The sequence below is a fragment of the Pedobacter sp. SG908 genome (assembly GCF_011759615.1).
Classification (GTDB): Bacteria; Bacteroidota; Bacteroidia; order Sphingobacteriales; family Sphingobacteriaceae; genus Pedobacter; species Pedobacter riviphilus.
This window is the reverse complement of the sequence record NZ_JAAOYY010000003.1, coordinates 488,692-504,477: the sequence shown is the minus strand read 5'-3', so window position 1 is coordinate 504,477 and position 15,786 is coordinate 488,692. Positions and strand designations below refer to the sequence as shown.

The following is a 15,786-nucleotide window of genomic DNA, read 5'->3' as shown; positions in this document are numbered from 1 at the left end:
TGTTCTAAACCTTATCGTATGAAAAATATTTTCTACTGTTTTTTGCTGATTACTGTAATGAGTGGCTGCTCTTTGAGCATGCATTATTTAAAAAAAGGAAAAATAGCTGTTCCTCAGAAGGAAAGTTACCTAGTAAGCTATCGGGCCTTATTGGATGAAAACACAACAGCAAAGATTTCTTATATTGATGAAAATGGAAAGCGGCAAAAATTAAAAGGTATTAAAGGGAAATGGGAAAGGGTACTTACATTAAAACCAGGAAGTAACGGTCATGTAAAAATTACGGCCAAAGGTGATAAAGCCAGGGGTGAATTTAAAGTTTTAGTGGATGGAAAGGTAATCAGTGAACAAATTCTGACCAATAAAAAAATATTGTATGGTCTTGATTTCTATTTGCCTTAAATAAAAGGTATATTTCTTAGCATTAAAAAGAGTGCAAAAATTAAATGGCCATGTGAGAATTATTCACTAAATCTTCATCTTGATTTTCGAGATTTAATAAAAAAATAACAAGGTTTATTCATTATTAATCAACTTGAAAAATGAAAGCAATTAAAGTTTTGAGCATCGCTTTATTGGCCATGTTTACCTTCGCAACGGTTAATGCACAAACTGCAGCACCTGTAAAACCGACTACAGAAAAATCACAGACTAAAAAAAGTCATAAAAAACATCATCATAAAACACACACAAAAAAAGTAACCAAAGTTTAACAATAAAAAAGTCTTTCAATTTGAAAGACTTTTTTGTTTTAACCAGCTAAAAAAATAATTTTTTACTGTCACATTTTAATATTTCTGGTGTCTTATAGCTAAAAGCCTTACAGAAAAGGCTAACAAACCAAACAAAAAAATCAAAACCTTAGCTATGAAAACCTATTTATTGATGTTGTTGTGCCTGTTATCTACGAAATCTTTCGCACAACAGAGTGGTAGCATTAATGGAAAAATTATTGATGGAAAAACTAACCAACCAATCGAATATGTGGGTATCGTTCTGTCAAGCAGGGCCGATACAACCAAAAAAGTAGGTGTAGTAACCAACAGAGCCGGAGAATTTTCCTTTAATACAGTGATTACCGGTGATTATAAAATCAGCATTTCTGCAATGGGTTATAATTCCATTACTAAAAACATAAGCGTAAACGGAAAAAGTATTGCACTGGGAATATTAAAAATGCATGAAGATGCCATAGTTCTTAAAGATGTTGCGGTGAGTGGCCGATATGCTACGGCAACAGTTAAAAAAGATACAATAGAATTTAATGCCGATGCGTATAAAACCAGGCCAAATGCTGCGGTAGAAGATCTTTTGAAAAAACTCCCTGGTGTAACAGTTGATAAGGATGGGAGTATTTTGGTGCAGGGGCAAAAAGTTACCCGATTAACGGTTGATGGTAAAGACTTTTTTGGTACTGACCCCAAAACTGCAACCAAAAACCTACCGGCCGATGCCATAGCAAAAGTGCAATTGATTGATAGTAAAACACAAGAAGCCAAAGCAACCGGAATAGACGATGGGCAGCGCGAAAAGGTGTTAAATCTAACCATTAAAGAAGATAAGAAAAAAGGTTGGTTCGGAAATGCCAACCTTGCTGGTGGTACTACCGATAAATACGGAAGTTATTTAAGCGCCAATCATTTTAATAAAAACCTTCAATTTGCTATTTTGGGTATGAGCAACAATACCAACGATGCCAGTTTTGGTTACGATGACCTGAGCAGTTTTAGTGGTGGCAATATTGGAAATATTTTTGCCCCACCTGCCGGAGGAAGTTTCTCTATCAATAACAATAACGGCAAAGTAACGGTTGGAGGAAGTGGTGTTTTTGATAACAATGCCATTGGATTGTATACCACCCATAGTGGAGGCGTAAACTACAGTAATTCGTGGGGTAAGAACAATAAGATGGCCCTTAGCGGAAGTTATTTTACTTATTTCTCTTCTGGCTTAGGTAACAAATTATCAAATATCCAGGATTTAAGCTCTGGAGATATTCTGCGTACTTTAGATAATACAGATCGGAACAGTAATAATCAGGCACATCGTTTTAACTTTAAGGCAGAATATCATCCCGATTCGTTAACCGATATTGTGCTGCGGCCGAACGTGATCTTGAATAATACGACAAACATCAATAATCGCTTTTTCCGTTCTGATTTTGATGCTACCGGAAAGGCTAATGATGGAAGCCAGTACTATAAACAGCATAATTTTACGCCCGCTCTATTTGGAGAGTTTACCGTACTGAGAAGGTTGCCAAATAAGAAAGGTTCGGTTTCGCTGCGTTTAAATGGTACACAGAATACATATAATTCCGATTGGCTAAATCAATCTTTGCTTAATCAGTATGCAAATGGAGGTACTACTGCAACCAATATCAATCAACAGGCGAATCAGGAAAATGCTTCAAAAACCTATACCATTAATGGGAATTATGCAAGACCTTTAAATCAAAAATGGAGCGCAAATGTGGCTTATGGTTTTACACGCAGTATTGTAGATGCACAGCAGCTTACTTTCGATTATAACCCAACTACAGATCGTTACGAAACCATTGTTCCTTCATTAACCAATACTTTCGATAACCGCAATAGTCTGCAAACCGTAGGGTTGGGTTTCATCTATACAGGCAAAGACTGGACTTATAATTTTGGATTAAACGGACAGCAAAGTTTATTAAATGCAAACGTATTTAATAACATTGGGGTCAACATGGGCAACATCGAAAAATCGTATTATAATTTATTGCCACGCTTAACGGTAAATTTTAAGAATAAAGCCAACCAAACAATTGCTATAAATTACAGAGCGAGTGTTAACCTACCATCGGTAACCGATTTACAGCCTGTGCAGAACAATACCAATCCGTTATATCAAAGAGCTGGAAACCCTGATCTCGAAGCCAGAAAAAATCACCGTCTCTCGGTAAACTTTAATACCTTCAGCCCTGATAATAACCGCTATTGGAACGGCTATTTCTTGTATAATTTATCTTTTGATGATATCGGCAACGATATTACCTACAACAACGGGGTTCAAACGGTTAAACCCATTAATGTAAACGGCAATTATTATCTGCGTGCCGGAACATTTTTCGGTATGCCATCCAAACTTAAGGGCTTAAGGATGAACTATGGAATGAACTTTTTTACCGAACATAGAACAAATTTTATCAGCAGTTCTAAAAACATTACCAATAGGTTTGAAATCGGACCAAATATTAACTGGAGTTATGATATTGATGATAAATTTAATGCTGGTATTTATGCTTACCTAGCCTATACCAAAGTAAATAACACAGCCGAAGCAGCCATTGATAATAAATATTTCAGCCTGGAGAATACGCTTAACCTGAGCTACGAGTTTATTAAAGATTTAAGGGTAGAGGCTGATCTGAACCATGTTGGCTCAGCAGGCCGTGCCGATGGGTTCAACAATAATTACTTTTTGCTAAATGCCGGGATAAATAAATTTTTAATGAAACGCAGGGTAACTTTAAGTTTGAAAGGTTTTGATATTTTGAACCAAAATACGAGTATAGATAGGATTGTAAACAGTAGCCGGATTGAGGATGTACGATACAATAACATTACCAGGTATTTTTATTTATCTTTAAATTATAAATTGACCAAAGTAGGGGCAAACAACGAAAGAAATAATCCACGTAATACGGTGAATTAGTTTTTCCAGTTATTTTAAGCCTTTAACATTTCTATCAGAAGAGAATGTTAAAGGCTTTTTATGTTTAAAATAAATAAGTTCTAAATGTAAATTTAGTGCATATATCTTCATCCTTAATTAATTATTGCCAAGCATAAGCATTGGTTCAGATTTTTGTAAAAAGTATAACATTTATTCCCCAAAGTGGATTGTTAAGGTTTTTTATTTCTCTAGGCTTAAAAATCTTAACGCAAACGTTTGTTAGTTTTTTTATCCTTAGGTGATCATCTATTTTCTTAGACAGATTTCTTTAATTATTGATTCGAAAAAACAGTTTCAATAATATTAAGTGGGTGTTCTTTTAATAAGTTTCTATTGCCATCCGGCAAGAGGTATAAAATTGGTCAATTTCTTTATTTATAATCAAACGTTTGCGTGGTGTTTGAAGATTTTGCATGCTTCGAATCGCTTAAATTAGGTTTGGAAAGAGAAAATATGGGGTTTACCAGCCTCTACACGAACTTCTTTTTCAGCAAGCGAGCAAAAAACATACTGAAATTCCTATGTATTTAAAAAAGATAGTTAGCCTATGATTTAAAAAAACAAATCTGAATTATCTCGCAACAACCTATCTACTAACTTAAAAACAACAATAACATGAAGATTAAATCTTTACTGATTTTTGGTGCAGTTGGCTTATTATGGCTTAATGAAAGTAAAGCCTCTGCCGATCTAAACCATCACGCAAACCTTAATCCCGAGGAAATGGGGGCTAATCATTTTGCTGATATTACCATCAAAGGGAAAATAACCGATAAATCTGGTCCAGTTCCTGGAGTAACCATCACTTTAAAATCAAATCCAAGCATCGGCACCTCTACTGATGGATCTGGTAATTTTGCAATCACTGTGCCTGCTGATGGCATTTTAATCATTAAATCTGTAGGTTTTAAAACACAGGAAATTCCTGTTCAGGGCAAAACTACAATCAACATTAGCCTCGAGGAAGAAAATAACAACCTGAGCGACGTAGTGGTGGTTGGTTATTCGTCAAAAAAGCAAGGAGAATTATCGAGTTCTGTTTCGGTAATTTCTGCCGAAAAGTTAAAGGGGGTAGCATCTAACGATGTAATTTCCATGATTCAGGGTAAAGCTCCTGGTGTTGTGGTTTCTTCTGGCAGTGGAGATCCAACTTCTGCTCCTAAAATGACAATAAGGGGTATAGGAAGTATTAATGGTGGAACAGCGCCGTTGTTAGTGGTAGATGGAAATATTCTTGGGGCTTACGGTACCGAAGGTGCTACTTATAGTCCAAATGATGTAGAATCTGTTACCATTTTAAAAGATGCTGCGGCTACGGGCTTATATGGCTCACGCGCAGGTAGTGGAGTTATCATCGTGACCACTAAAACGGGTAAAGCGGGAGAGGCAAAAATAGAATTCAGTTCAACAGTAGGTTTTAACTCACCTTCTACTGGTCATTTCAAATTGATGAACAGTCAGCAATTGTATGATTATCAAAAAACATTTTCAAATCCAGATCCATCTGTTTTAAAAAATGATACCAATTGGTGGGATTTGGCTACCCAAAACGGAATGACGCAGAATTATACCCTGTCTGCATCAGGAGGTACAGAAAAAACAAGGTACTATATCGCCGGTAACTTTTATAGAGAACAGGGTACAGTAATCAATAACGATAAAAATGCCTATAACTTAAGGGCGAATTTAAGTAGCCAGTTAACCAAAAAACTTAAATTGAGTTTATTGTTAAACGGTGTATTTACCAGAAATAACTATGCTAACAGCAATACACTTGGAGATGGTTATTTAAATCTCCCTTTCGACCCTGCATACAATGCAGATGGAACCCCTGTTGATCCGCGGATTACACCAACCTGGAAAGGCCGCGATGTAGAAAATTTTCTTCATTCTACGCAGTATAATCTTTCTTATCAAAGAAGCTTAAATTTAAGTGCCGATGTAAATTTAGATTACAACATTGTAAAGAACTTAACTTTCTCCAGTTATAACAGAACCACTTTTTACAACACCTTTGCTGTAGATTATTACGATAAAAGAACTAAAGAGGGTGGTGCAACCAACGGCTCACTATATAACTCCACAACATATAAAAACAGATTGTTAAGCTCAAACAGGTTGAAATATGAAAATAGTTTTGGCGATAACCATTTAACCGTATTGGCAGTTGGCGAAGCTGAAAAATCATATTATGATGAAGCTAATCTAAATGGTAAAAATCTTCCGGCAGGCCGTCCGGTAATGTCTACTGCAACCGATATTATCAGTAATCCATCCGGGGGGACAAATGAATATAATTTTAGTAAATATTTAAGCCAGGTTGATTATAATTATGCAGGTAAATACTTTGCAATTGCCTCCTTTGTGCACGAAAATTCTTCGCGTTTTGGTTTAAACAAAAGCGGTGGCGATTTTTATCAGTTAGGTGCTTCATGGATTTTGAGCAACGAACAATTTTTAAAAGAAGTTAAACCGATTAGTTTCTTAAAATTAAGAGCAAGTTATGGTACAACGGGTAATGCCGAAATTGGCGATTATCCATCTTTAGGACTATATGCCATTGATGCCTCAGCCAGTTATGGTGGTTTGCCTGGAGCTAGGCCCGATCAAAAAGGCAATCCCGATTTAACCTGGGAAAAGCAAAAAACAGCCAATATTGGTTTGGATATCGGTTTTTGGAATAGGATAGATTTAACGGTTGATTTATATGATAAACGCTCTAATGCGCTATTGTTTAAAGTGCCATTGCCTTCAACTGATGGTTACGGATATATTTTCCAAAACGTTGGTGCCTTAAAAAACAGAGGGCTTGAGTTTAGCATCAATACTAAAAACTTTACAGGCGAGTTCCAATGGGAAACCAATTTCAATATGGCCTTTAACCGCAATACCATCTTAGGCCTTACTGAAGGAAAGGATGCTATTAATCCAGGCAGTTCCCAGCCAAAGGCGGTAGGTCGTGATATTTATGATTGGAAAATGCCGATTTGGGCAGGAGTAGATCCGAACAATGGCGATCCGCTTTGGGAAAAAGTAATTACCGATGCAGATGGGGTAAACCATATCGCGGTGACCAATACTTACGCTCAGGCTACCCGCCAATATACTGGAACATCGGCTTCACCAAAATTTACAGGAGGTTTTACCAATACCTTTAGCTATAAAGGGATTTCCCTAAGCGCATTTTTCAATTTTGTTTATGGCAATGAAGTGTATAACAATAGCCGTGCTTATTTTGATAATGATGGTTTGTACGAAAGTTATAATGCAATGGTATTAAAATCGGGCTGGAGCAGATGGGAAAAAGTTGGAGATGTTGCTACACACCCGAAACCAGTTTTAGGTGGTAACCATGATTCCAATCAACAATCATCACGTTACCTGGAAGATGGAAGTTATATCCGTTTGCGCAACATTACACTCGGCTATCAGATTCCAACAAGCTGGTTAAATAAAATTAAAATAAGTAGTGCCCGGATTTTTGTTAGTGGCGATAACCTTTGGACAGGGACTAAATTTTCGGGTATAGACCCTGAGGTTGTACTGGCGCCAGATGATAATGATCCCAATGTTGTGCCGGGAAGTTCAAGTTTTAGATACCCGATCAGCAAAAAAATATTGTTTGGTGTAAACATTAGTTTATAGGAGAGGAAAAATATGAAAGCGAATCAAATTAAAATATATATAGCCGCACTGGCATTGGTTTTTAGTGTAAGTGCTTGTAAAAAGGAAGTAAAACCATCAACAGCCATTGATGACGAATCTGCATTGACAAACCCTGGTGATATTGAGACCGCAACAATTGGTACTTATGCTGTGCTAAGAAATGCGACTTATGTTAGGAGTGCTCATTTTTTAACAGAATTTCAGGGAGATAATGTGGCTCAAGGACAACCATCTTCTGATGATCTTTCGAGATGCTATCGTTATACCCATATTCCCACAGGGACACATGGCGCTAACTTTTGGAAACAAGCTTATTACGTTATTGTTGCCGCAAATAAGATTATAGCAGCTATTCCAGATAATTCGAGTGTAGATTTGAAGCAGCTTAAAGGCGAAAATCTTTACCTAAAAGGAATGATGGAGTTTAACCTGGTTCGCGTATTTGGAAGACCGTATACACAGGGCAATGGTGAAAATCCGGGTGTTCCCATTTTAAAGGAAGGTGTACCTGCAGGCACTCCAGCAAGAAATACCGTTAAAGAGGTGTACGCCGCTGCCATTGCCGATTTATTAAAGGCAGCAGATTTAATGACGGTAGCAAAGGCGGATATCTTTGCATCGAAGGAAGTTGCTTATGCTTTGCTATCTCGTATTTACTTAAACATGGGTGATAATGCCAATGCAATAAAATATGCCGATCTGGTAATCGCTTCTGGTCGTTATAAATTGCTTCAGGGTGCAGATTATGCAAGTTACTTCACTAAAACTCCGGAAGCCAATTCGGAAACCATTTTTGCCATCCGTTATACCAAAACAGAAGATCAGGATTTTGGTGCGATTGGTTCCATGTATTACAGCGGTACTCCTGGTGCTTTATCTACCCCAGGGGCGCAGGGCAATACCGGTTACGGCGAAATTTACGCTTCTCAGCAGTATATGGCAGAGCTAGATAAAAATCCTGCAGATTTAAGACACAGCTTTATTGCGCCCTATAAAATTAATGGTGTGTTACAGGTAAATACTAAAATAGCCCCCAATGTGCCGATGTATTATGTCACCAAATACAATTTGCAGGAAGGGATTGCAAATTTAAGCTCGCCTGTTTATTTGCGCTTGGCAGAAATGTACCTTAATAAAGCTGAAGCCAATGCCAAACTGGGCAATGCACAATTGGCTCTTGATGATGTTAATCTGATCCGTACCAGAGCAGGAATTCCTGTGTTAACACTTACAGGTATTGCGGCGGCAAATAAAACAGCATTAGATGTAGTTTTAGAAGAACGCAGACTGGAATTTGCTTTCGAAGGCCAGCGTGCTTATGATTTATTCAGAAACAACAGGCCTATGACCCGGAATTATCCTGGTACACATGCTTTAAATAACACGCCAAACACCAATATTACGCAAACAATTCTGCCTACTGATGCCCGTGTTATTTTTTACGTTCCACAGTACGAGATAGACAATAACAAAAATCTAACTCAGAACCCTTAGATCAGAACTAATGAAAAATATCAGAATATATGCTTTATGCCTGCTTTTATCGGGAGCAGCCATAAGCTCATGTAAAAAAGAAAAAAGTCTGGAATTAACTTCCAATTTAGAAGAAGTAGTACTGGATCGTACCGGATGGACAGCCACAGCCTCCAGCCAGGAGACTACTAACTTACCCGGAACTGTTTTAGATGGAAACACCAACACTTTTTGGAGCTCGAATACTACCGCTACATTTCCACATTGGTTATTAATCGATATGAAAAAACAGACGGTGGTAACAAAAATCGGTTTAACCGCAAAACAGGGTGACTCGAAAGGTTTTACCAAATTTAGATTGGAAGGCAGTAACGACGGAACCAGTTTTACAGTTATTGGCGAGTTTACGTTTAATCCTGCCACTTTTACCGAACAGGCATTTACCTTATCGCCTGCCAGGAATGTACGTTATCTTAAATTAACTGCTTTAGAAAAAGCTGCAACACAAACAGGTAACATTACATTTTTGTCAGAATTTAGTGCTATCGGTTTGCAGGAAAGAAAGCCGCTTACCGATATTGCATTGAGCAAAACAGGATGGACAGCAACAGCTTCGAGTGAAGTAAATTATCCTGGCGATGAAACCAATTTAGCGGCTTATGTGGTAGATGTAATTTCGGCCAAAAGTCCAACCGCACCAAACGTTCCATCATTCTGGCAGGCCGATTACGATGTGCTGCATCCATATCCGCATTGGATTATTGTTGATATGAAAAAGGCAAGTTTACTTTCTTATATCGGTCTTAACGCCCATACCGACCCAAAACAAGGTTTTAGCAAATTTTCTATTTCGGGTAGTGTGGATGGCACAACCTTTACGCCGCTAGGCGATGACCGGACCTTTAACCCAACTACAGTAAACGAACAGAAGTTTGCAGTTTCACCTGCTGCTCCTGTCAGATTTGTAAAAATTACTTTACTGGAAGGGTCAAATTACCCTTGCCTGGCGAATTTTGAGGGGTATGTGAAACGCTAAAATTGTGGTAATTTGAAGAAAGCGATCTTAATTTTGATCGCTTTCTTTGTTTACAGCGCTTTTGTATAAGTTCTTAGCTGATAAACAATATCTTTGAGGTTGTATTTTGTCTCTTAATTATGAAGAAATTTTTACAAGTCATCCTTACGCTAGCTTTAATTACGCCTATTTTTAGTTGCAAAAAAGGTAATATCAAAAACCTAAACAGCATTGGTTACGGATCGTCATTTGGAATGTGCGTGGGTTACTGTTCCAATAATCTGCTCATCAGCGATTTGAAGCTTACTTTTTCCAAATCAAAAAATGGCCAGACATCCGATACCAAAACCTGCAGCAAAACCATTTCTGAGGCAGATGTAAATGCTATCAAAAATGATCTGAATATGGAGAAAATTGCTGCCCTGCCCGAAACCATAGGTTGCCCCGATTGTGCAGATGGTGGCGCCGAGTGGATTGCCATTAATGCTGATGGTAAGCAATATAAAATCACTTACGAATACGGGAAAGCCCCCAAAGAGCTCGAAGCTGCGGTAGCCAGGTTAAAGGTGCTGAAAGATGGTTTTAAGGATTGTAATTAGTTAACTTTTAATGCTTGTGCGTTAACCGCAATGTTTTTAACATGCGTACCTTCAAAAGTTATTCTTTTATCTAATGTGCTTACCAGTTCAGAAAGCTCATAAACATTTCGGTACCCATATCCATATAAATTAATATAAGTAGGGATATTTAAGGCCAATGAAATAGGCGCTATTTTTTTCTTTACTAAAACAGGTACCACTACTTTGCTGGCAAAATTGGCTGCATCATCTACAAAGTTGTTGTTGCAATAGATTAATATTCTGGTATCCGCACTAGGTATAAGCCTGAGCAGGTTTTGTTGGGTAAAATCGGAGAAGTTAAGATGTATTGCCCCTTTAACGTGTTTCCGCTTGTATAGGCTATCTGATCGGGTATCTAAAATAACGGTGCCTTTTTCTGCGGCCATTTTTAAAAAGGTGGGCAAATCTACAAGCTTGTTTTTTCGGTGGGCTTTAACCTTAGGTATTAATTTTTCATAAGCATCAAAATCTACATTGGCTTTTCTTTTAACAGGTGGAGTAGTTTGCGCATTACATAGATACACAATACTAAAAAGCATGATGGTAATGATTTTTGTTTTCATGTTTTAAGTGTTTAAATTAATTTCCTCCTAAAATAATTGGAGCGGTTTTTCCATTCCCCATGATAATGACTTTTGTATTTGCTGATTTCGCAATTTCTTTTTGAGCCAATATAGATTCATATTGAAGCTGCCTGTCACTCAATCCTGTTGAAAGAATACGCTGGTAATCGGCAATACCCTGGGCCTCTACTCTTTTACGTTCTGCTTCCTGGCGTTCTTTTTGGAGTACAAAAGTCATCTTTTGGGCATCTTGTTCTGCGTTTATTTTCGATTCGATACTTGCTTTTACCGATGCAGGTAAAGTGATGTTACGCACTAAAAGTTGCTCTAGCTCTAAGCCCCTTTTGGCAAAACTTTTCTCAATGGTGTTAAATATTTTTGCCTGAAATTCATCCCGTTTACTGGAGTACAGTGCAACAGCATCATAAGCTACAGCATTATCTCTAATGGCAGTACGCGAAACAGGGCGGACAATCTTCTCCAGGTAATCAGTTCCTATTTCCCGTAAAATATTCGGAGCAGAACTTCCCTTTACCCTGAATAGTACCGAAAGGTCGATAATGACCTCCAGGCCATCTGCAGATAAAACACGTAGTGCATCATCTGTTTGTTTATTACCTTCATCATGCACGCCAGACATGGTATAATTTTGGGTTTTAACATCAAAAGGAGTGATTACCGCAATTGGGTTAATTACGTTTAAACCACTATACAAAACGTCGTTGTCTACTTTTCCAAAAACGGTTTTAACGCCAACCTCACCGGCATCAATCACTTTAAACATGGAGAATGATAGGCCAATGATGACCAGCACCAGACCAATAATTTTGGTAATACTGCTGTAGCGGCCAATAACGTTATTTTGGTTTGATACTGCAAAACCAACAAAAATGATAATAATTCCGATGATACTTAAGAACATATAATTTAGATTTTTATTAAAGATAAAGTATTTCACACAATCTTTTATGAATTTAAGGCATGTGTGGTTTTAAGCCTTTTTAGAGTATATAGAAACGGGCTGGGGAAATTAGGACGTTAATAGGGTTGGTTTACTTTGCAACCTAAACCCGATATACGTGGAAAGCGAGTGCTTCACGAGCTTGTAGCTTTGGCTCAGAAGGAGTTCCTTTGGAACAGAGCCGAACCCAACCTTAGCATGGCTGAAACTGCTTTCCAAATAACAGTTTATAATTATGAAATGATGCGATGATGGATGTAATGTTTAAGGCGAGATAGATTGCTTCACGCCGCCACCATTTCCTCCGCTTCGATTCGCAATGACGATGACCGAGAGGAAGAATCACAACTGCTTAATTCTCAACTTCCAACTCAAAACTTCCAACTGAAAACTTTTTGTGCTAACCCCTTGATTTTTAAAAAGAATTGTTCTACTTTTGCAGTCCGTTTTATGGGCTATCTGTAAAGATGCCGGGGGAGCGGTAAATTTTTTAATAAAAAAACATAAAAAAGCACAATGCCAACCATTCAACAATTAGTTAGAAAAGGTAGAGTAGCACTGGAGTTCAAGAGTAAGTCTCCAGCGTTGGACAGTTGTCCACAGCGAAGAGGTGTATGTACACGTGTGTACACCACTACCCCTAAAAAACCAAACTCAGCAATGCGTAAAGTAGCCCGTGTTCGTTTAACGAACGGTAAAGAGGTGAATGCTTACATTCCTGGAGAAGGTCACAACTTACAGGAGCACTCAATCGTATTGATCCGTGGTGGTCGTGTTAAAGATTTACCAGGTGTACGTTACCACATCATCCGTGGTGCATTAGATACATCAGGTGTAGCTGGTCGTAACCAACGTCGTTCTAAATATGGTACTAAACGTCCTAAACCAGGACAAGTAGCTGCGGCGCCAACAAAAGGTAAAAAGAAATAATCGGGAGGAAATAAGAAATGAGAAAGTCAAAACCAAAAAAGAGAATTATTCTTCCTGATCCAAAATTTAATGATGTTCAGGTAACTCGTTTTGTAAACAATATGATGTACGATGGAAAAAAATCTATCGCTTATTCAATTTTTTACGATGCTGTTGAAATTGCTGAGAAAAAAGCAGGTGAAAACGGTTTAGAGATCTTTAAACGTGCTTTAACTAACATTATGCCAGCTGTAGAGGTTAAATCTCGTCGTGTTGGTGGTGCTAACTTCCAGGTTCCAACTGAGGTTAGACCAGAGCGTAAAACAGCTTTAGGTATGAAATGGTTAATTTTATACGCTCGTAAACGTGGCGAAAAAACCATGAAAGAGAAATTAGCTGGTGAAATCGTAGCTGCTGCTAAAGGTGAGGGTGCTGCTGTTAAAAAGAAAGAAGATACGCACAAAATGGCTGAGGCTAACAAAGCGTTCTCTCACTTCAGATTCTAATTTAGGATTAACAGATTAGTAAGATTACACAGATTTAATTAGAAGATTATACTGATTAGATAAATTACACCGATTTGTTTTAACATAATCGGTGTAATCATTTAAAATCAGATAAATCAAAAACATAACATGGCAAGAGATTTAAAATTTACAAGAAATATCGGAATCGCGGCTCACATTGATGCGGGTAAAACTACAACAACTGAACGTATCCTTTATTATGCTGGTGTAAGTCATAAAATTGGTGAGGTGCACGAAGGTGCTGCAACAATGGACTGGATGGCACAAGAGCAAGAGCGTGGTATTACCATTACTTCTGCTGCAACTACAGTTAACTGGAAATACAGAAACCAGAACTATCACATGAACATTATCGATACACCAGGACACGTGGATTTTACCGTAGAGGTAAACCGTTCGTTACGTGTATTAGATGGTTTAGTGTTCTTGTTTTCTGCTGTTGACGGTGTTGAGCCTCAATCAGAAACTAACTGGCGTTTAGCTAACAACTATAATGTTGCCCGTATCGGTTTCGTTAACAAAATGGACCGTTCTGGTGCTGACTTCTTAAAAGTTGTTAAGCAAGTTAAAGACATGTTGGGTAGTAATGCAGTTCCTTTGCAATTACCTATCGGTTCTGAAGATAACTTCAAAGGTGTGGTTGATTTGATCAACAACCGTGGTATTGTTTGGAATGAGCACGATAAAGGTATGACCTTTACTGAAGTGCCTATCCCAGAAGATATGATTGATGAGGTTGCTGAGTGGAGAGAGAAATTATTGGAATCAGTTGCTGATTATGATGAGTCTCTAATGGAGAAATTCTTCGATGCTCCTGAAACCATCACTGAGCGCGAAGTTTTAGACGCTTTACGTGCAGCTGTTTTAGATGCTAAAATCGTTCCTATGGTATGTGGTTCATCTTTCAAAAACAAAGGTGTTCAAACCATGTTGGATTACGTGATGGAATTATTGCCTTCACCTCTTGATTCAGAAGGTGTAACAGGTACTAACCCAGATACAGGTGCTGAAGTTTTATTAAAACCAAGCATCAATGAGCCATTTGCAGCTTTAGCATTTAAAATTGCAACTGACCCATTTGTAGGCCGTTTATGTTTTATCCGTGTTTACTCGGGTAACTTAGAAGCTGGTTCTTACGTTTACAACACACGTTCAGAAAGCAAAGAGCGTATTTCACGTATCTTCCAAATGCATGCAAACAAGCAAAACCCTGTGCCTAATGTAGCTGCTGGTGATATTGCTGCGGTAGTTGGATTTAAAGACATCAAAACTGGTGATACCCTTTGTGATGAGAAAAATCCTATCGTTCTTGAATCGATGGTATTCCCTGAGCCAGTTATCGGTTTAGCTATTGAGCCTAAAACTCAAGCTGATGTTGATAAATTGGGTATGGGCTTATCTAAATTGGCTGAAGAAGATCCTACGTTCAGGGTTCAAACCGATCAAGAAACTGGTCAAACAGTTATCTCTGGTATGGGTGAGCTTCACTTAGATATCTTAATCGACCGTTTAAAACGTGAGTTTAAAGTAGAGGTTAACCAAGGTGCGCCACAAGTAGCTTACAAAGAGGCAATCTTCGGTACTACAGAACACCGTGAAGTTTACAAAAAACAATCAGGTGGTCGTGGTAAATTTGCCGATATCAAAGTTGTGATCTCTCCAATTGATGCAGACTTTGAAAAAGGTGGTTTGCAATTCGTAAACGAAATTGTGGGTGGTGCTATTCCTCGTGAGTTTATCCCTTCAGTTGAGAAAGGATTTGCTTCTGCAATGGCAAATGGTGTATTAGCTGGTTATCCACTTCCGGATATGAAAGTACGTTTGATTGATGGTTCATTCCACGCAGTCGATTCAGATGCTTTATCATTCGAGCTTGCTGCCCGTATGGCATATCGTGAGGCTTTACCTAAATGTAGACCTGCTTTGATGGAGCCAATCATGAAAATCGAAATCTTAACCCCTGAAGAAAACATGGGTGATGTTATCGGTGATATGAACCGTCGTCGTGGTCAGTTACAAGGTATGGATACCCGTAATGGATCTCAAGTAATCAAAGCATTGGTTCCACTTTCAGAAATGTTCGGTTACGTAACTCAATTACGTACCATCACTTCAGGACGTGCAACTTCTACAATGGAATTCGATCACTACGAGCCAGCACCTAAAAACGTACAGGACGAGGTAGTAGCGAAATCTAAAGGAAGAGTAAAATCTGAAGACTAATTAGTATCAAGATAAAGTAGTAAGTATCAAGACGAATGATCAATCTTGATACTTGCTATTAAATACTTGCTTCTAAAAATGATAAATCCGGTTTCTGTTGTTAATAGCTCTAACAGGAAACCAT

The 15,786-nt window shown here is 38.0% G+C and carries 12 protein-coding genes; 10 read left to right on the top strand and 2 right to left on the bottom strand.

The window, feature by feature from the left end; translation table 11 throughout:
- Positions 1-18 precede the first annotated feature (18 nt).
- From FHT21_RS22870 to FHT21_RS22840, 7 genes are all read left to right on the top strand, one after another.
- Entirely contained in the window at positions 19-402 is a 384-nt protein-coding gene (locus tag FHT21_RS22870; RefSeq protein WP_167297024.1) for an MmpS family transport accessory protein, read from the top strand.
- A 140-nt stretch (positions 403-542) separates the two neighbouring features.
- On the top strand, positions 543-713 hold the full coding sequence (locus FHT21_RS22865) for a hypothetical protein (RefSeq protein WP_167297023.1): 171 nt from the start codon (positions 543-545) through the stop codon (positions 711-713).
- 154 nt (positions 714-867) lie between these two features.
- Positions 868-3,684, top strand: coding sequence for a TonB-dependent receptor (locus FHT21_RS22860; RefSeq protein ID WP_167297022.1), 2,817 nt, complete (start codon positions 868-870; stop codon positions 3,682-3,684).
- Between the two features lie 636 nt (positions 3,685-4,320).
- On the top strand, positions 4,321-7,350 hold the full coding sequence (locus FHT21_RS22855; protein ID WP_167297021.1) for a SusC/RagA family TonB-linked outer membrane protein: 3,030 nt from the start codon (positions 4,321-4,323) through the stop codon (positions 7,348-7,350).
- A 12-nt stretch (positions 7,351-7,362) separates the two neighbouring features.
- Entirely contained in the window at positions 7,363-8,865 is a 1,503-nt protein-coding gene (locus tag FHT21_RS22850) for a RagB/SusD family nutrient uptake outer membrane protein (RefSeq protein ID WP_167297020.1), read from the top strand.
- Positions 8,866-8,875: 10 nt separating this feature from the next.
- Positions 8,876-9,880, top strand: a complete 1,005-nt coding sequence (locus FHT21_RS22845) for a discoidin domain-containing protein (RefSeq protein WP_167297019.1) — start codon at positions 8,876-8,878, stop codon at positions 9,878-9,880.
- A gap of 119 nt (positions 9,881-9,999) precedes the next feature.
- Entirely contained in the window at positions 10,000-10,458 is a 459-nt protein-coding gene (locus tag FHT21_RS22840; RefSeq protein ID WP_167297018.1) for a hypothetical protein, read from the top strand.
- On the opposite strand, the gene FHT21_RS22835 is transcribed toward FHT21_RS22840, so the two are convergent.
- Positions 10,455-11,042 carry a rhodanese-like domain-containing protein gene (locus FHT21_RS22835; RefSeq protein WP_167297017.1) on the bottom strand — a complete coding sequence of 196 codons (588 nt, stop codon included), beginning with the start codon at positions 11,040-11,042 and terminating at the stop codon, positions 10,455-10,457. The two genes, FHT21_RS22840 and FHT21_RS22835, sit on opposite strands and share 4 nt — an antisense overlap.
- Before the next feature lie 16 nt (positions 11,043-11,058).
- A complete protein-coding gene (locus tag FHT21_RS22830) occupies positions 11,059-12,000 on the bottom strand; it encodes a prohibitin family protein (protein WP_347878504.1) in 942 nt (313 codons plus the stop codon).
- 519 nt (positions 12,001-12,519) lie between these two features.
- Here FHT21_RS22830 and rpsL point away from each other — a divergent pair.
- The 3 genes from rpsL (at position 12,520) to fusA (ending at position 15,662) form a co-directional block, all read left to right on the top strand.
- Positions 12,520-12,933 (top strand): 30S ribosomal protein S12, encoded by a 414-nt coding sequence (rpsL, locus tag FHT21_RS22825; protein ID WP_008244597.1) that lies wholly within the window; start codon positions 12,520-12,522, stop codon positions 12,931-12,933.
- Positions 12,934-12,950: 17 nt separating this feature from the next.
- On the top strand, positions 12,951-13,418 hold the full coding sequence (gene rpsG, locus FHT21_RS22820; RefSeq protein WP_029278632.1) for a 30S ribosomal protein S7: 468 nt from the start codon (positions 12,951-12,953) through the stop codon (positions 13,416-13,418).
- A gap of 129 nt (positions 13,419-13,547) precedes the next feature.
- Positions 13,548-15,662 (top strand): elongation factor G, encoded by a 2,115-nt coding sequence (fusA, locus tag FHT21_RS22815; RefSeq protein WP_167297016.1) that lies wholly within the window; start codon positions 13,548-13,550, stop codon positions 15,660-15,662.
- Positions 15,663-15,786 lie beyond the last annotated feature (124 nt).